The 16,462-nt window shown below is 62.5% G+C and carries 19 protein-coding genes; 14 read left to right on the forward strand and 5 right to left on the reverse strand.

Features of this window, described 5'->3' with window-relative positions; translation table 11 throughout:
- The first annotated feature begins 354 nt into the window (after window positions 1–354).
- The 7 genes from IB277_RS02560 to mnhG are packed head-to-tail and all read left to right on the forward strand — an operon-like array spanning window position 355 to window position 6,287.
- Window positions 355–2,715 carry a putative monovalent cation/H+ antiporter subunit A gene (locus IB277_RS02560; RefSeq protein WP_090294679.1) on the forward strand — a complete coding sequence of 787 codons (2,361 nt, stop codon included), beginning with the start codon at window positions 355–357 and terminating at the stop codon, window positions 2,713–2,715.
- Window positions 2,712–3,131, forward strand: coding sequence for a Na(+)/H(+) antiporter subunit B (locus tag IB277_RS02565; protein WP_034789325.1), 420 nt, complete (start codon window positions 2,712–2,714; stop codon window positions 3,129–3,131). Before IB277_RS02560 ends, IB277_RS02565 begins: the two co-directional genes overlap by 4 nt.
- The gene (locus IB277_RS02570; RefSeq protein WP_060604062.1) at window positions 3,131–3,508 is read left to right on the forward strand and encodes a Na+/H+ antiporter subunit C; all 378 of its coding nucleotides are present in this window, start codon (window positions 3,131–3,133) and stop codon (window positions 3,506–3,508) included. Before IB277_RS02565 ends, IB277_RS02570 begins: the two co-directional genes overlap by 1 nt.
- Window positions 3,509–3,515: 7 nt before the next feature.
- Window positions 3,516–5,078 carry a Na+/H+ antiporter subunit D gene (locus IB277_RS02575; RefSeq protein ID WP_090294677.1) on the forward strand — a complete coding sequence of 521 codons (1,563 nt, stop codon included), beginning with the start codon at window positions 3,516–3,518 and terminating at the stop codon, window positions 5,076–5,078.
- Window positions 5,075–5,551: a Na+/H+ antiporter subunit E gene (locus IB277_RS02580; protein ID WP_034789330.1), complete on the forward strand. Its 477-nt coding sequence runs from the start codon at window positions 5,075–5,077 to the stop codon at window positions 5,549–5,551. Before IB277_RS02575 ends, IB277_RS02580 begins: the two co-directional genes overlap by 4 nt.
- On the forward strand, window positions 5,548–5,931 hold the full coding sequence (locus IB277_RS02585; RefSeq protein ID WP_090294676.1) for a cation:proton antiporter: 384 nt from the start codon (window positions 5,548–5,550) through the stop codon (window positions 5,929–5,931). Before IB277_RS02580 ends, IB277_RS02585 begins: the two co-directional genes overlap by 4 nt.
- Window positions 5,928–6,287, forward strand: coding sequence for a monovalent cation/H(+) antiporter subunit G (mnhG, locus tag IB277_RS02590; protein WP_060584314.1), 360 nt, complete (start codon window positions 5,928–5,930; stop codon window positions 6,285–6,287). Before IB277_RS02585 ends, mnhG begins: the two co-directional genes overlap by 4 nt.
- A gap of 121 nt (window positions 6,288–6,408) precedes the next feature.
- Here the strand turns inward: mnhG and IB277_RS02595 are convergent, their stop codons facing one another.
- On the reverse strand, window positions 6,409–6,600 hold the full coding sequence (locus IB277_RS02595) for a hypothetical protein (RefSeq protein ID WP_210187433.1): 192 nt from the start codon (window positions 6,598–6,600) through the stop codon (window positions 6,409–6,411).
- Window positions 6,601–6,688: 88 nt separating this feature from the next.
- Between IB277_RS02595 and mucR the strand changes: the two genes are divergently transcribed.
- Window positions 6,689–7,120 carry an exopolysaccharide biosynthesis transcriptional regulator MucR gene (gene mucR / locus IB277_RS02600; protein ID WP_034789336.1) on the forward strand — a complete coding sequence of 144 codons (432 nt, stop codon included), beginning with the start codon at window positions 6,689–6,691 and terminating at the stop codon, window positions 7,118–7,120.
- 132 nt (window positions 7,121–7,252) lie between these two features.
- On the opposite strand, the gene IB277_RS02605 is transcribed toward mucR, so the two are convergent.
- The 3 genes from IB277_RS02605 to IB277_RS02615 form a co-directional block, all read right to left on the reverse strand.
- Window positions 7,253–7,675: a SufE family protein gene (locus IB277_RS02605; RefSeq protein WP_034789482.1), complete on the reverse strand. Its 423-nt coding sequence runs from the start codon at window positions 7,673–7,675 to the stop codon at window positions 7,253–7,255.
- A gap of 174 nt (window positions 7,676–7,849) precedes the next feature.
- Window positions 7,850–8,560, reverse strand: coding sequence for a hypothetical protein (locus tag IB277_RS02610; RefSeq protein ID WP_090294674.1), 711 nt, complete (start codon window positions 8,558–8,560; stop codon window positions 7,850–7,852).
- Window positions 8,561–8,745: 185 nt separating this feature from the next.
- Complete coding sequence (locus IB277_RS02615) at window positions 8,746–9,192, reverse strand: DUF5330 domain-containing protein (protein ID WP_060604068.1); 447 nt, start codon at window positions 9,190–9,192, stop codon at window positions 8,746–8,748.
- A 641-nt stretch (window positions 9,193–9,833) separates the two neighbouring features.
- On the opposite strand from IB277_RS02615, the gene IB277_RS02620 reads away from it, so the two are divergent.
- From IB277_RS02620 to IB277_RS02635, 4 genes are all read left to right on the forward strand, one after another.
- Window positions 9,834–11,399, forward strand: coding sequence for a HAMP domain-containing sensor histidine kinase (locus tag IB277_RS02620; RefSeq protein ID WP_192370868.1), 1,566 nt, complete (start codon window positions 9,834–9,836; stop codon window positions 11,397–11,399).
- Entirely contained in the window at window positions 11,371–12,333 is a 963-nt protein-coding gene (locus IB277_RS02625; RefSeq protein ID WP_060584318.1) for a peptidoglycan-binding domain-containing protein, read from the forward strand. The genes IB277_RS02620 and IB277_RS02625 overlap by 29 nt, the downstream gene beginning before the upstream one ends.
- Window positions 12,334–12,411: 78 nt before the next feature.
- The gene (locus IB277_RS02630; protein ID WP_090294672.1) at window positions 12,412–12,771 is read left to right on the forward strand and encodes a DUF1491 family protein; all 360 of its coding nucleotides are present in this window, start codon (window positions 12,412–12,414) and stop codon (window positions 12,769–12,771) included.
- Between the two features lie 65 nt (window positions 12,772–12,836).
- On the forward strand, window positions 12,837–13,760 hold the full coding sequence (locus IB277_RS02635; RefSeq protein ID WP_110818468.1) for a MerR family transcriptional regulator: 924 nt from the start codon (window positions 12,837–12,839) through the stop codon (window positions 13,758–13,760).
- A 62-nt stretch (window positions 13,761–13,822) separates the two neighbouring features.
- Here IB277_RS02635 and IB277_RS02640 read toward each other — a convergent pair whose 3' ends face one another.
- A complete protein-coding gene (locus tag IB277_RS02640; RefSeq protein WP_090294808.1) occupies window positions 13,823–14,896 on the reverse strand; it encodes a DUF2336 domain-containing protein in 1,074 nt (357 codons plus the stop codon).
- Between the two features lie 294 nt (window positions 14,897–15,190).
- On the opposite strand from IB277_RS02640, the gene IB277_RS02645 reads away from it, so the two are divergent.
- Window positions 15,191–15,892 carry an SH3 domain-containing protein gene (locus tag IB277_RS02645; RefSeq protein ID WP_090294668.1) on the forward strand — a complete coding sequence of 234 codons (702 nt, stop codon included), beginning with the start codon at window positions 15,191–15,193 and terminating at the stop codon, window positions 15,890–15,892.
- A gap of 154 nt (window positions 15,893–16,046) precedes the next feature.
- Entirely contained in the window at window positions 16,047–16,328 is a 282-nt protein-coding gene (locus IB277_RS02650; protein WP_060516210.1) for a hypothetical protein, read from the forward strand.
- Window positions 16,329–16,462: the final 134 nt, after the last annotated feature.

The following is a 16,462-nucleotide window of genomic DNA, read 5'->3' on the forward strand; positions in this document are numbered from 1 at the left end:
AACCGCTTCTGAGCCGTTGCAAGGTCTGCCGGCGGAGGCTTGTGGTCGGTTCGCTCTGAATTGAGAAAGTCTGCAAATACAACTATCACGTCTTGCAGTTCCGTTTCCAGAACGTTCGATCTATCCCCCGCCGCCCGATGAATATTTTGCTAACAGCATTTTAATTGTTGTTGGCGGACACCGCGTAAATCGCGCGAATCTGGTAATGCAAGGCCTCCGCTTCGGTTCGTCCGGCCGAACTGACGGATATATAACGCCGATTTTATCCGGATAAGGCTTGAGACCCCAACACCCTTCTTTTATGTCGGGAGTCCGATCGATCATACGATGAAATAAAAGGAGCAGGCCAGGACGATGGATGTTGCGGCCCTGACATTTCTGGCCCTCGCACTGCCTTTCGTCGCGGCATTGCTCGCGCCGCTTCTGACACGTCTTCTCGGGCACAACGCCGCCTGGGTGCTTGCGCTGTTTCCCTTGGCGATCGTGCTGCACTTTATCCGTTTTTGGCCGGAAGTCGCCAAGGGCGAGGTGGTTACGGGCGGCTATGCCTGGATACCCTCGTTCAACGTCAGCTTTTCCTGGCTGATCGACGGCCTGTCGCTCACATTCGTCCTGCTGATTGCCGGCATCGGCGCGCTGATCGTGCTCTATTCCGGCGGCTATCTGAAAGGCCACCCGCAGCAGGGGCGGTTCTTTTCCTTCATCCTGATGTTCATGGGCTCGATGCTCGGGGTCGTCGTCTCCGACAGCTTCCTGATGCTCTTTGTGTTCTGGGAACTGACCTCGATCACCTCGTTCCTGCTGATCGGCTTCGATCATTCGCGCGAGGCGGCAAGGCGCGCGGCCCTGCAGGCGCTGGTCGTAACCGGAGGCGGGGGCCTGTTCCTGCTTGCCGGACTGCTGATCATCTGGAATGTCAGCGGCGTCACCCAGCTCTCGCTGCTGTCTGCCTTCGGGTCGGAGATGCGCGAAAGCCCGTTCTATCTGGCGGCGCTGCTCCTGGTACTTGGCGGCGCCTTTACCAAGTCGGCCCAGTTCCCCTTCCATTTCTGGCTGCCGAACGCGATGGAAGCCCCGACGCCCGTCTCGGCCTATCTGCATTCGGCGACCATGGTGAAGGCCGGTGTCTATCTGCTGATGCGGCTGAACCCGGTGCTCGGCGGCACACCCGAATGGCAGATCCTTTTGCCGCTCTTCGGCGGCGCCACACTCGTCATCGGCGCGGCGCTCGCTTGCCGCCAGACTGACCTGAAGCTGATGCTCGCCTACACGACGATGGCGTCCCTCGGCCTGCTGGTCATGCTGACAGGGCTTGGCGCACCCCACGCGATCGAAGCGGCGGTGCTCTATCTTGTCGCCCATTCGCTGTTCAAAGGCGCCCTGTTCATGGTCGCCGGCATCATCGACCACGAGACCGGCACGCGCGACGTGACGAGGCTCGGGGGGCTTCGCTCCGCCATGCCGCTCACCTTCGTCATAGCGCTTGCCGCGGCATTCTCGATGGGCGGGCTGTTTCCCTTCTTCGGCTTCATCGCCAAGGAGGAGATCTACTACGCACTCTCAGGCTTCGATCGCCGTTCCCTGGTCTTTGCCGCGATTGCGATCCTCGGCAATGCACTGATGTTCGCGGTGGCCTTTGCCGTCGCGCTCAAGCCGTTCGTCGGTGCAAAGATCGAGACGCCGAAGGCGGCCCACGAGGCTCCGATCTTGCTCTGGCTCGGGCCGGCGCTGCTTGCCGCCAAGGGGCTCTCCGCGGCGCTGCTTTCCGGACTGACGCATGAACTGGTATCGACGCCGATGGCGTCGGCGATCGCGGGCGAACCCCGTGCGGTCACGATTTCGGTCGTTCCTCACGTCGGCTTGCCCTTGATCATGTCGATCGTGACCGCAGTCATCGGCATCGGCTTTTATCTGAAGCTAGACCGTGTGCGTGCCTTCATGGCGACGATCCTTGCCGATATCGGCTGGGGTCCGGATCGTGGCTTCGACCAGTTCATCCGCGAGCTCGTTCGTTTCTCCGTCGCACTGACCCGCCGGCTGCAATCCGGGCGCCTCGAAGTCTACATGACCGCGACCTTCATCCTCATTGCCTTCGTGCTTTTGGTCGTGCCGATCGCCTATGGCGAGTTCCCGCGCCCGCCGCTCTTTGCCGCCGACGTGCCGCTGCATGAATTGGCGATCATGGCGATCGCGGTCATTGGCCTCATCGCGGTGGTGCTTGCTGCCGACCGGTTGACCGCCATCGTTTCGCTCGGCATCCAGGGCTTTGCCGTCGCGGTCATCTTCCTGCTCTATGGCGCGCCGGATCTGGCCTTCACCCAGTTCATGATCGAGACGCTTTCGGTCGTCGTCCTTGCGCTTGTGATGACGCGGCTCCGGTTGTCGCCGTCGGACCATCGTCCGCTTGCGCAAAAAATCCCGGATGTCGCGATCGCCCTTGCCTGCGGTCTCGGCTTCGGGCTGATGCTGTTGAAGGTGACGGGTGTACCCTTCGATGCGACGCTCACCGACTTCTTCAATCTCTACTCGAAGTCGATCGCCCACGGCGCCAATGTGGTGAACGTCATCATCGTCGATTTCCGCGGCACGGACACGCTGGGCGAGATCGCAGTGGTGATGGTCACGGGTCTTGCGATCCTGTCCTTGGTTCGCTTGAGGGCGGGTTCGCTGCGGCGCGTCGCCGATAACGATCCGGATGCGGAGGAACGCGCATGAAGTCGGTGATTTTCCGCGCCGTCGCGCCGTTCCTGACGAGCCTCATGGTGCTGTTTTCGATCTTCGTCCTGTTGCGCGGCCACAACGAGCCGGGCGGCGGTTTCATCGGCGGCTTGATCGCGGTGTCGGCGCTGGCGATCTACGGCATCGCCTGCGGTGTCGAGACGGTGCGCCGTGCGATCTATTTCCACCCGATGGCGATTGCCGGGGCAGGCCTCCTGGCCGCGACGGTCGCCGGCCTGATCTCGATCGCCGCCCGCGTTCCCTTCATGACCGGCCTGTGGGTCTATCCCTCGGTGCTCGGCCTGGAAGTACCGCTCTCGACGGTGATGCTGTTTGATTGCGGCGTTTATCTCGTGGTCGTCGGCGCGATCAGTTCGATTGCGCTTTCGCTCGAAGAGCGGGGAGGCGAATGATGGAAGCCTGGTTCGCTCTGCTCGTCGGCATCTTCTTCACGGTCGCCGTCTATCTGCTCCTGTCGAAGTATGTCATCCGGGTGCTGCTTGGCGTTGCCATCCTCGGAAATGCCGTCAACCTCCTGATCTTTACCGGTGGCAGGCTCACGCGTGGCATCCCGCCGGTCGTTCCCAGCCACAAGGATGCGCTCGTCGGCCCCGCCGCCAACGCCCTGCCGCAGGCGCTGATCCTGACGGCGATCGTCATCTCCTTCTCCTTTTTCGCGTTCCTGCTGGTTCTTGCGTGGCGGGCATACGAGCAGCTGCAAACCGACAATACCGACGAGATGCGCGTTGCCGAGCCGAAGGACGAGCCGGCTGCGCCGCTTGGATACTGACCGACCCATGGCCGCTACAACCTCTCCCCCCGCAGATCTCTCCGCCGCGCTCGTGCTCGAGCCCGTCGCGTCTGCCGACTGGCTGGTGATCCTGCCAGTTGCCTGGTGCCTCGCAATCGGCGCCCTGCTCGTGATGCTGCGCCGGAAAATTGATTGGCATCCCTACATCGCGGTTGCCGGCCTGGCCGGGCTCGTCATCATCGACGCGCTCCTACTTCGCCATGTCCTTGCAAGCGGACCGGTAACGATGGTCATGGGGCGCTGGCTGCCGCCTTTCGGCATCGCCTTCACCGTCGACCTGACCGGCGCGCTCTTTGCTTTGACGGCCTCCGTCGTGGCGCTTGCCGGCGGCGTCTATTCGCTCGCCGACATCAACGACAGCGGTCGGCGCTACGGCTTCTATCCGTTCCTGATGCTGCTGATGGCCGGCGTCTCCGGCGCCTTTCTGACCGGCGATATCTTCAATCTCTATGTCTGGTTCGAGGTGTTGCTGATCTCGTCCTTCGGCCTGATCGTGCTCGGCTCCGAACGCGAACAGATCGACGGAGCGGTGAAATACGGCTTCCTCAACCTGGTCGCGACGACCCTGTTCCTGATCACGACCGGCTATCTCTATGCGAGCTTCGGCACGCTCAACATGGCCGATATTGCCCGCAAGGCCGAGGGGCTCGCGGGTACGGCGCCGCTGATGACGCTGACGGCGCTGTTCGTGCTTGCCTTCGGCATGAAGGCTGCTGCCTTTCCGGTGAACTTCTGGCTGCCGGCGTCCTATCATACGCCGCGCGTGGTCGTGTCGGCGCTCTTTGCCGGTCTGCTTACCAAGGTCGGGATCTACGCCTTGATCCGCGTTACCGTCATGCTGCTGCCGGTCGAGCGCGAAGAACTGAGCTTCGTCATCGCCATTGCCGGCGCGCTGACGATGCTCGTCGGCGTTCTGGGCGCGTTGGCGCAGACGGATTTCCGCCGCATGCTCGGCTATCTCGTCGTCTCCGGCATCGGCTCGATCCTTGCGGGTGTCGCCGTCGGCGGCCCGGGCGGCATCGGCGGCGCGATCTTCTACGCGCTGCATTCGATGCTCGTCATGACCGCGCTTTATCTCGCGTCCGGTGTCGCGGCGAGGCTCGGCGGCAGCTTCTCGCTTGTCTCTCTGGCGGGCCTCTATCGCCGCCATGCCGGTTTCGCGGCGCTGACGCTCATGCTTGCCTTCGCCGTCTCCGGCCTGCCGCCGTTCTCCGGCTTCTGGCCCAAGGTGATGCTGGTCAAGGCGGCGCTCGATATCGGCGCCTGGTGGCTGGCGGCCGTCCTGCTTCTGACCGGCTTCCTGACGACCATCGTCACCGGCCGCTTCTTCCTGCTCGCCTATTGGCGTGATGCGGCCTCTGGTGAGGGCGGCGCTGCGTCTGCGACGATCGCGCCGGCGGCACTTCTGCCGCTTGCAGCCTTGACTGTGCTGGCGCTCGCGATCGGTCTTTATCCGGAGCCGTTGCTTGCCATGGTTCAGAGTGCAGCGGCGGGCCTTTCCGAGCCGTCGGCCTACCTGGACTCGGTCTTCCCGGGAGGTGCCCCGTGACCAAGTTCCTGACCATCAATCTCGTGTTCACGGCGATCTGGGGCGCCATCAGCGCCAGCTTCTCGCCGGCCAACCTGATCCTCGGTTTTGCCGTCGGAGCACTGTCGCTCTTTCTCATCCGGCGCGAGCTTCAGCCGGTTGCCTACCCTGTGCGCCCGATCAAGCTTTTCCTGCTGACGGCGCTGTTCTTCAAGGAACTGGCAATTTCGGCGACCAAGGTCGCCTTGCTGGTCATTCAGCCGAAGATGGTGTTGAAGCCCGGCATCTTCGCCTATCCGCTGACGGTCAAGAGCGACTTCGAAATCGCGCTGCTGGCCAATCTCATCACGCTGACGCCGGGAACGCTGTCGGTCGACGTCTCCGACGACCGCCGCACGCTCTATGTTCATGCGCTCGACTGCGCCGATCCGGGCGGCCTCAGGCGCGATATCGCCAATGGCTTCGAGCGCCGGATCAAGGAGGCCTTCGAATGACCCTGTCGGCGCAGATCCTCGCCCTTCCCACCGGCTTTGCCTTTGTCGTCCTGTCCGCAGCGCTTCTGATAACGGTCTGGCGCATCATCCGCGGCCCGACATTGCCGGATCGGGTGCTCGGCCTCGATATGCTGGTGGCGATCGCCATCGGCCTCATCGCCGTCGTCGCCATACGCACCGGCTTCAACCTTTACATCGACATTGCCATCGCGCTCGGCCTTGTCGGTTTCCTGGCAACGGTCGCCTTCGCCCGCTTCGTCCTCGCGCGCGGCCTCTCGCCGGAGAGGGCGGCTGTCGAAGGGGGCGGAGTGCAGGTCAAACGCGCGTCGGCGACGAGAGGCAAATCGACGCAGCGCAAGCGCAAGGGGGCGCGCCGATGAGCCCGGTCCTCGAGATTGCCGTCACCCTGCTGGTCGCCGTTCTGTTGGTTGTCGGCGCGATCTTTTCGCTGCTGGCGGCGATCGGCATCATCCGTTTCCCCGATCTCTATACGCGCATGCATGCGGCCTCCAAGGCCGGCACGATCGGATCGGGCCTGTTGCTTCTGGGCGCAGGCGTGCATTCTCTCGATCCAGCCATCTTGATTCGCGCGCTCGCAGGCTTCTTTTTCTTCGTTCTGACTGCGCCGATCTCGGCTCATCTCCTGGCAAAAGCCGCACATCAGGTAGGTTACAGACTGACAAAGCTGTCTGTCATAGATCAGCTTCCGCAAAAGGAAGAGCCGCGTCGCGACTGATCGACGACAGTTCTGAAACTGTATTTCAGAACATTACGATCGAGTGTGGCCATTTTAGCAATTTGGAGATAAACTTGCTAAGTGTCGCTAAATTTATGTTTGGATTTTTCGCGCATCGATGTTAATCGAGTAAATGTAAAGTGTCGTCGTGGAAAATACTTTGATCTGAAATTCCAGCTTGAGTTGTGAATGCTGATTGTTGCTTTGAGAGTTCGGTCGTCACCGGTGACTCGGCAGCAGGTTTTGTAATCAAATTCCAGCTCTTGATATCGCGGCCGGTGTTTCTCCTTGCCGCGTTGATGGTCCATCCCAAGGCAGCCAAGGCTTCCTGACGGCTCTTGCAAGCGTTCCTCCCCCGAAACGCCGTTTCGGGTTGTGCTTAAGTCCGATAGGAGAAAGAAATGACTGAAACAGCGCTTGGCGCGAGCCATGAACTTCTGGTTGAGCTGACGGCGGAAATCGTTGCCGCTTACGTCAGCAATCATGTGGTTCCGGTCGCCGAGCTTTCCACGCTGATCGCAGATGTGCATTCGGCGCTGAACAACACGGCGGCTCCCGCGCCGGTCGTCATCCCCGTCGAAAAGCCGAAGCCGGCCGTATCGGTCCGCAAGTCCGTTCAGGACGACCAGATCACCTGCCTCGAATGCGGCGGCACCTTCAAGTCGCTGAAGCGCCACCTGATGACCCACCACAATCTGTCGCCGGAAGAATACCGCGAGAAGTGGGACCTGCCGACCGATTACCCGATGGTCGCGCCCGCCTATGCGGAAGCACGTTCGCGCCTCGCCAAGGAAATGGGTCTCGGCCAGCGCCGCAAGCGTCGCGGCAAGTAAGACTGGTCGTCCCGCGGGCCCAATTGCCCCGCGCATGACGGATATGGGCATGTTCACAAAGGCCGGACCAGAGTGTCCGGCCTTTGTGTTTCGATGGCAATGGAGAAGGTCGTGCGTCCGGCCCCGCGCTGTTCAAGCCGCCAGGCGAAGCTCCGCCTCGTTCTTGATGCGGCGGATCATCGAGCGCAGACCGTTGGCGCGCTGGGTCGACAGATGCTCGATCAGGCCGATCTTGCCGAAGGTGTCGATCGCATCGATACGGGCGATGTCGGAGGCATGTTTGCCGGAGTAGATGGCAAGCACGATGGCGACGAGCCCGCGCACGATATGGGCGTCGGACTCGCCCTCGAAATTAAGGACGGGATCCTCGGGATTGCCGGCCGCATTGGTGACGAGCCAGACTTGGCTGGCACAACCCTGAACCTTGTTTTCCTGCGTGCGCTTGGCCTCGGGCATTTCCGGCAGCGCTTTGCCGAGCTCGATCACATAGCGATAGCGATCCTCCCATTCTTCAAGAAAGGCGAAATCGTCGATGATCTGGTCGAGCGTCGTCATGGTCCGGTCCATTCGTCGGGAGATTATAGGCTCGCCGGTCCTTGCCGCGAACACTTTCATTCCTGTTCTTGCCCGCCGCTTTCACGCGCTCGAGCTTTCAGCCTTCATATAGGCGATGGCAGAGCCATTGAGAACCGGCAAATATACGACGGATGCGGAGCACCTATCTCTTGGTCAGACCGAGATGCTTGTCGGGATACTGATTGAAAAGGTCACGTTGCCGCCAGCGCCCTCGATATTGCCGGTGGCGGCCGAAAGCGACTGGCCGGCGGTCCGGGCCTCATCCGCATCGCGGCCGGATCCCTTGGCGCGTAATTCCTGCTCCGCCTTGCGCAGCAGTTGCTTCACTTGTTCGGCAACGGATTTGAGTTCGGCTGCCACCTTCGCCAGGGGATCGGAGCCGCCGTCATCCCCGCCGAATTCGCGATAGGCACGCTCGGCAAAGCTTGTCCGTTCCGAAGAGGGCTCAGCCTCACCGCCGGTCACGGGGGCATCGGTTTGCGCGCTGGACGCATCTGCTTGCACGGTGCCGGCATCGGCAAGCACGGCTGCGGCCGAGGCGGATGCGACGCCGCTTGCCGCTCCCCCGCCGCCGGCGCCGGCCAGCTGTTGGGCGGCCGTGCCGAGCTGTTGTGCAAGCTGCTTGGCGAGCCTTGCAAGCGTTTCCGGGTCCGATGCGAAGAACCGGAGCATGCGGAGCTGCTCCTTGACTTCGTCGAGCTTCTTTTTAGCGGCAGCGGCGCGGTTCGCAGCACTTTCGTCATCGCGGCCAAGAAGCAGGGCGGTCGAGGCAGGGCTCTTGCTTTCGCCAACTGCGCCGGGGGCGGCGCCGGACGCCGCCGGGCGTGTCACGCTGGCGTTCGAGAAAAGCCCATAAATCTGCATTGTCTGCCTCCAGCCGTCGGTGCGGCGGACCTAAGCAGGCAGGGCTTGCGTGTGGCTGTGCGGCGAGAAAATCAGCGGTTGCGGGTGCAAAAAAGAAAACGCCGCGAGGGGATGGGATCCTCGCGGCGGCCGCAACGGGACGGCAAGTCAGGCAGTAAGTCAGGAATGTGCAGGATGCGGCGCGGTCACTGGATAACGGCAGCCTTGGGGTCGAGGCGCTTTTCCGGAACCGGGGTGCGCTTGAAGACCGGTTCGGCGTCGAGGGTGCTGACCTCGGTCGCCGGAGCTGCCACGTCGGCAGCCGGCGTGACCGTACCGGTCGTCACCTTGGCATCCGGCGTCGTGGCATCGGTTTCGGCAAACTGTGTGTCGAGGAATTCGTAGGCGATGCGGGCGCCTTCGCGGGCTCGGTGGCCGAGGGCAACGAAGGTTTCGGCACCCTTCTGGCAGACATCCGGCTTCTGGATGCAGATGGCGCTGATGTATTGGAACGCCTCATTGGCAGCAGAGAAGGTGTCGCCGAGTTCTACTTTCGGGGCGTGTTCGAGTTTCTGCGCGCTCGAAGGGTCGAGGAACGGCAGCAACACCAGTACCAGCGAAAACCAGAATGTCGCCTTGATGAGAAACCACATGTTCTGCCCATCCTTCGTTCGGCTGCCGCGGCCCGCCAGTCTTGTAGCCGGCTTTTGCACCTTCGACATCCCGCAGCGCCGTGGTATCCCCTGATACCCGTTCACGCCACCTTCTAATCCTTGGAGCCTGCCGGCGTTCTCTTGGTGCCCGGCCCCTTGTTGAGATCGACATTACGGCGGGAATCACAAGACGGCTTTTCGAAATCGAGCGGCATTTGCTTCAAATTTTAATGAAATGCCGGTGTCCGGCGATTTGCAGGGCATTTGTGTCGCATTTTAGCGTTCGCCGTTAAGGTTCGTGGCAGAGCCGGGCGCGGCAACCCCGAACGCAGCGGCAATCGCACGCCAAAAGCCGCGCCACAATCGTTAACACAGTGCAGAAAATGCACAGAAATCCGTTGCTTACGCCCCATTAACCACAAGAAATGAAGGTCGCCCGATTTGGCTCAAAACGGGATTTTTCGACCGTTTCGCACGGTTCCGGCACGGCCGCGTTTATTCTTTCATTAAGCCGGGGGTGCGAGATTCCGACATGTCACGAGGCGGCTTGAGTCTCGATCCAAAGGGTCGTGAAAACAGAGAGCGTCGGCCTCGCAAGAACAACAAATGTAGCAGGGTAAAGCGTGAGCGTATTGCGTAACATGGCTGGCAGATGGACGTCCCGTGTGGACGAGGTCGCGGCCCTGTGGCTTCCCCGTCGTGAGGCGTCTTCGCCGGCCGATCTCCGCCATGCGAAGCGTTTGCGCACGCTGGCAGCGGTTTCCCTGACGGCCCTGCCGGTGGTGCCGCTTGCCCTGTCGCTCGCCATGCCCGTGTCTTCGGCTCTTCCTTTGGGCACCGCTCTTTGGGTCTCGGCCTCGCTGCTTGCGGCTGCCGGCGCGATTGTTCGCGGCCGCGCGCCGGAAGATGTGGCACCGCCATTGGAGCCGGTCGTTCCGGATCTGTCTGCCGCCTATGACCTCTTTGCGGGTCTGGTGACTGTGCATGATCTGCGCGGCAACGTGCTTTCCGTGCACGGCCGCGACGCGGCCGAGCATCTGACCCTGATGCGCGATCCAGCGGGCCGGGGTTTCATCGAGCAGATCCACATATCCGATCGCATCACCTTCCTGAGCGCGATCGACATTCTTCGCCAGGGCGGCGACCGGGCGACGGTCGACATCCGCATCGAGCGGCGCACGCTGCCGATCGAAGGCGAACAGTTTGTCTATATGTCCTGTGAGCTGGCGCCGCTGCGCGACGACAATGGCCGGCTGGTCGCGATCCTCGCTCAGTCGCGTGATGTCTCGCAAGAAGCGGGCCTGCGCGCCGAAGCTGCGGCCAGAACAGCCGAGGCGGTATCGGCAAACGATGCCAAGACGCGCTTCCTTGCCGCCGTCAGCCATGAACTGCGCACGCCGCTCAATGCCATTCTCGGCTTTTCCGACGTGCTTGCCGGCGAGTATTTCGGCAAGCTCGAGAACGATCGCCAGCGCGAATATGTGGGCCTGATCCATAAGTCCGGCGAGCACCTGCTTTCCGTCGTCAACACCATGCTCGACATGAGCAAGATCGAAGCCGGTCGCTACGAGCTGATGCCCGAGCCCTTCGGTGTGGCCGAAGCCGTTTCCGCCTGCGAGGCGATGTTGTCGCACCAGGCCACGGAAAAGGGCGTGAAGCTTGCAAGCCGCATCACCCGCGGCATCGGCGAGATCAACGCAGACCAGCGCGCCTTCCAGCAGATCCTCATCAATCTGGTCGGCAATGCCATCAAGTTCACCGATCAGGGCGGCGTCGTCACGATCGATGCGGAGGCCGACGGCGCGATGCTGAAGCTTTCCGTCAGCGATACCGGCATCGGGATTGCGGCCGACAAGCTGGCGCTGCTTGGTCAACCTTTTGTCCAGATCCAGAACGATTATACTCGCCGCTACGAAGGCACCGGCCTTGGCCTCTCGCTGGTCAAGGGTCTGGTTGCGTTGCACGGCGGAGAGCTTTCCATCCGTAGCCGCGAAGGCGAGGGTACCGTCATCGTCGTCACGCTGCCGCGTGATGGCTCCGGTATCGCCTGCGCGGAGCAGGAAGAAGCGCGTACGCCGGTGACGGTGGAATTTCCGCCGCGCCTGAAGGATTGTGATGTCGCCCCGGCCGCCGAAGGGGGGCGGTTCGAGGGGAAAAGCTTGAACGAGGAACGGGGATATGGCACCGCGCAAGCGAAAACAGCCTGACCGGAAAAAGGCTGCGCGGCAAACGCCCGGCCTGGCCGTGCGCGGGCTGGTCCTTGCCGGACGGGGTGCTGGGCTTGCCGGTCGTCTGATGGCGCGCCATCCGTTGGTGTCCGGTGGCTCGGCCGCCTTCCTCGTCGTGTTCTCCTTCGTTGCGGCCAATGCCATGTGGTATCAGCACGGCACGCACCCGTCGCCGCTGTTGCGCACCCGCGTCCCGCTCGTCAGCGCCGAAACGGCGCAGCGAATCGCCATCGCCAAGGGCGAGGAGATCGAGCCGCGAAAGGTGACCACCTTCGTTATCGAGCGCGAGGGTGAGGCAAAGGCTGAAAACGTCGAGGATGTGATCGCGTCTGCCTCCGCGGACGTGGCGTCGGAAAAGCCGTCGCCCGAACGGGTCGCGAGCGTGCCGGATCCGGCGCAGTCGAAGCTTGTCTCCGAGATCCAGAAGGAATTGGGCCGGATCGGCCTTTATGACGGCGCGCCGGACGGACGGAGCGGTCCGCGCACGGCAGCAGCGATCCTGCGGTTCGAGGAGCGAGCGGGTCGCACGGGAACCGGCGCGGCGAGCGTCGAGCTGCTGCAGGCCTTGAAGTCTGCACCGGCTGAAAAGGCCGCCGCGGTTCCGGCTGGACGGCCGCTTTCCGAAACGAAGGGCGGGGGCGTGGAAATCGATCCGGTCGCTGCGGCCATCCGCTCGGCCGAGAAGGAAAGCACCTTCGTTCCGCGTGCGGAAATTCCGGTATCGAGCGAACTGGTGCTGAACATCCAGAAGGGTCTCAGCAACCTTGCCTATGCGGACGTGGCGGTCGACGGTGTTGCCGGAGAACAGACGCGGGCAGCCATTCGCCACTTCGAAAAGCACTACCGCCTGCCACAGACCGGCGAACCCAATCCCCAGGTGCTGAAGAAGCTCAAGGAAATCGGCGCGCTCTGACGCATTTAGTGCACGCTCGCGCCTGTCGTCGCTCAGCTGCGGTTTGCCTCCTTCGCTCCGCGCGTGTATCAGCCTCCCATGCGCCTGAAGTCCTACATCTTCGTCTCGTCCCTGCTGCGTCGTGCGTTTTCGCTTGGCGGCTATGCCGCGGTGCTGCGCAAGGGAGCAGAGGACGCCGGCGCGATCTTCATTCGCCAGCGGACGCGTTTGGGCACCGAGACGCTCTTTGCCCCGGCGCCGCAGAATTTCTTCGCCGACGAGATTGATCTCGGCCGCAAGTTCGAAGTGCGGCTCAGCGACAGCGACGCCGAGCAGGTCGACGCGGCGCTTGCAAGCGAGATCCGCTTCGATCCGGATTGCTGGATCGTGGAGATCGAGCTGGACGACCGCGGCGATCTGTTCGAGGTCGTTGCCGAAGATGGAAAAGGCCGGCCCTGACGCCGTCTTGCCGAATGCGCCGACCTGCTTGACTCTCCACTTGGTGGAGGCGGTAGGACGCGTTTATGGACGATCAGATCTTTTCGATAGGCGAAGTTTCGAAGCTGAGCGGCGTACCGGTCAGGCGGCTTCGGTTTTACTCGGACAAGGGGTTGCTGCCACCGTCCACACGGACGGAGAGCGGTTACCGCATGTATTCCGGGGCCGACCTGGCGCGGCTGGACCTCGTCCTTGCCCTGCGTGAAGCGGGCGTGAGCCTCGCGGACATCAGCAAGATCCTGGCCAGCCGAACCTCGTTTACCGACGTTCTGGCTTTGCGGCTTCGAACGCTCGAAACGGAAATCCGGTCAAAGCGCCGGATCGCCACGGCCTTGAGAATGGCTTTGAGGATCCATGAACCCTCCCCAACGGATCTCAGGAGATTGTGGATCGTGACCAAAATTTCAAAGACGGAATTTCGTGCCGCGCTCGAGCGTTTCTATGATGACGTCGCCGGCGGCGCGCCGATGGATGCGGCGTGGAAGACGAAAATGATGGATGCCGGTACGCCGGACCTGCCGGACGACCCGACAGCCGAACAGGTCGACGCCTGGGCGGAACTGATGGAGATGCTGTCGGACAAGGCCTATGCCGCTGAGATGCGCGCCCACATGTCGGACCTGTGGACGCAGGAGTTCGATCCCGCCGCCTACGCTCAAGCCGCCGATGCCACCTTTGCGCGGGTGAGAGCGGCGATCGACAATGGCCTGGGGCCCCAGTCGGCCCTCGGCAGAGAGATCGCTGCCGAGTGGCTGGCGCAGTCGGCAAGGGCGATGAAGCGGGCTCCGGATCAGGTTTTCCTGGATTGGCAGCTCGAACAGTATCGCAAGCACCACGCCCGTTCGGCGCGTTACCAGGAATTGATGGCGGTGTTGCAGGGGCAGGCGCCGCAGGCTCCGACCGGTCGTGAGTGGAGCTGGATCATCGACGCGATGAAGCAGCTTTTCTAGGGCGGGAAGGTCGGCTCCATCGCCGAAGTTGCAAGACATGCCCGCATGAACGGCAGCATGTGTCAGCCGCGGCGGCGGCCAAATAGTCGCTGCGGCTGGCCGTTGACGGACGTTGCTGCAACTTTGCGCGGGCCAACGTGGCGCGTGTCGTTTGCAGTATTTTCGGCAAAATAGGCTTCGTGCCTTGCCGCGGGCGCCGCGTTTTCGGCTTCCGCCTCGAGCCAGGCATCGAGCTGCGCGCGACAGGCGGTGCGGTCTATGGCGCCAATCAAGGCGGCGGCATGGCTGGTTTCGCCAAAGGGCTCGCGAAGATGTGGATAGAGGGCCTGAAGCACGAAGCCGGCATCGGCCACATCGACGTCGAGTGCGACCAGGCTCGTTGCCAGCATCTGTCCGGAAATATCGAGCAGGATGCGCTCGACCTGCGCATCCCTGGTGCCGAGCGCCTGACCGAGGACACGCGAGAACAGGATAATCTCGCCGCTCCTCGCAAAACGCACGAGCAGAGCGGCATGTACGTCTGTCATCGTCGCGGACGACGGCGTCTGTGGAATATTTTGCGGACGGGCGCCAGCGAGCGCCTTGATCTCGCGGCGAAGCGCCTCTTCGCGCGCTGTACGCAATGAAGCGGCTTCGTCTTCCTGGCTCGCTTGCTCTGCTGCTGCCGCTTTCACGGCGCTGCTGCGCGCTGCCAGTCCCGGCGGGTTGTGATGTTCGACGAGCGCATCGACGACGAGCGGAGAGAGGTTCGGGCGGCGGCCAATGGCGGCGGCATGTTCCGGCCCGCGCTCACGGATGATCGTTATCAGCGTACGGTCCGCGATCGCCTTCGAACGGGTCAGGAAAATTGCCGCGATGGCGATCGGCATACCGCCGATCAGCGCTGCGACTGTCTCTGGAATTTGCTGGCATTGCGAAAGGGCGGCTGCAGCCTGCCGGCGGGCTTCGTTGCTGGAACCAAGGAAGAGCGGCTCGAACAGCTCGGCAAATTGCTTCATGTCGGACTTGCGGGGAAAACGCAGGCTTTCGAAACCGGTGACGGTCGCCATCAGGACGACGTCCTTCAAGCGGCCAGTCTGTGGCCTTTCCAACTCACGAAAGCGATCCGTCACGATAATTCCCTGCACGCAAAACATGATCGCCATTGCCGGCGATCCGGAACGGCACACGTCGCAAAAATTAGAAGAAAAGCGTTAGCGTACTGTTAACTATGGATGTTGGAGCTTTATTCAGGCTTGCGGCACGCCGAGGGCGGGCGGAGCGCCTACGGATCGCCGCGCCGGCACCGCAAATCTCGGGGACATCCGCGGCCGTAGCCATAAAAAATCCACATGCTGTCATGAGTTATCGCGGCGACGGTGAAGGGCCCGGACGCCCGCCGACGTTGGGGGCCGTGTGAAGAGGGGCCTCTCCATGGGAGATATGGAACTGTGAAGAAATTTATTCTGCGCGCAGCGGCGGTCTGCGCGCTCCTTGTGGCTCCGGCGATTGCGCAGGCTGCCGAGGGTTTTGCTACCGCCAACGTCAACATGCGCTCCGGTCCGAGCACGCGCTACCCGGCGGTGTCGATGATCCCGGTTGGCGAATCAGTCGAAATCCATGGCTGCCTTGCGGATCTGCCGTGGTGCGACGTGTCGTTCTACGGCGGCCGTGGCTGGGTTGCCGGCCGTTATGTCCAGGCCGACTATCGACGCAACCGCGTCTATGTCGAACCGCGTTATTATCGCCCGCTCGGCATTCCGACGGTTGTCTTCCAGTTCGACAGCTATTGGGACCGCAACTACCGCGGCCGCGATTTCTATCGTGAACGCGATCGCTGGCGCCGCGGACCGGATTGGGTCGATGACCGGCGTGATCGCCGCGATTGGGAGCGGCAGCGCGAGCGCGAGCGCCGTGACTGGGAGCGTGAGCGGCGCAGCAATCAGCGCGACTGGGAGCGCCGGCAGCGCGACGAGGACAAGTGGCGCGACGACGAATGGCGCCGTCAGCGCACGGAACGCGAGGATCGGCGTGATTGGGAACGCCGCGACGACGGCGTGCGCGTGCGACAGGACGACGGCACCGTCTATGAGCGCGCCCGTCCGGCTCCGATGGTTCGCTGCCAGATCGACGATCCCTACTGCGAGAACTGATCCGCACACGGCGCGTCGGCGCGCCTTGTCTGATGGGAAAAAACGGGCGGCCCTGGTCGCCCGTTTTGCGTTTCGCGAACCTGCTTTCAACGGTTTTTGGCGGAACCAAACGCCAGCCGGCGCGTTGAGCCCGCGCAGACAAGGGAGCGTTGTAATGGTCGAAAAGAAACTGCAAGCGGTGGAAAAAGTTGCCGTGAGTGAAGCCGAATCGGACGCCCGCGCCGAGGTTGACGCACAGATCGCCGAGCTGCGCGCGGAAATCGCCCGCCTGACGGAAGCGGTCACGGCGATCGGAACGAGCACGAAAGCGGTTGTGCAGGGCGAGGCGGATCTTCTGGCTGAGCGCGTGCGCGAGCGTGTGCGCGAAGAGCCTCTGTCGACCCTGGTTGCCGTTGCGGGCGTGTCCTTCCTGTTCGGTTTGATGTCCCGGCGCTAGCGGGTGAGGCGGGTCTTCGCCCGGATTGCCGTTGTTACCTTGGATACATCGCCGGGACCGTTCGACAGACATACTGAACGCAGGTTGGGGTTGCAGATCGTTTATTAGTAATCTGTTAACCAACCTGTGGCTCA

The organism is Ensifer sp. ENS07 (assembly GCF_014852185.1).
Lineage (GTDB): Bacteria > Pseudomonadota > Alphaproteobacteria > Rhizobiales > Rhizobiaceae > Ensifer > Ensifer adhaerens.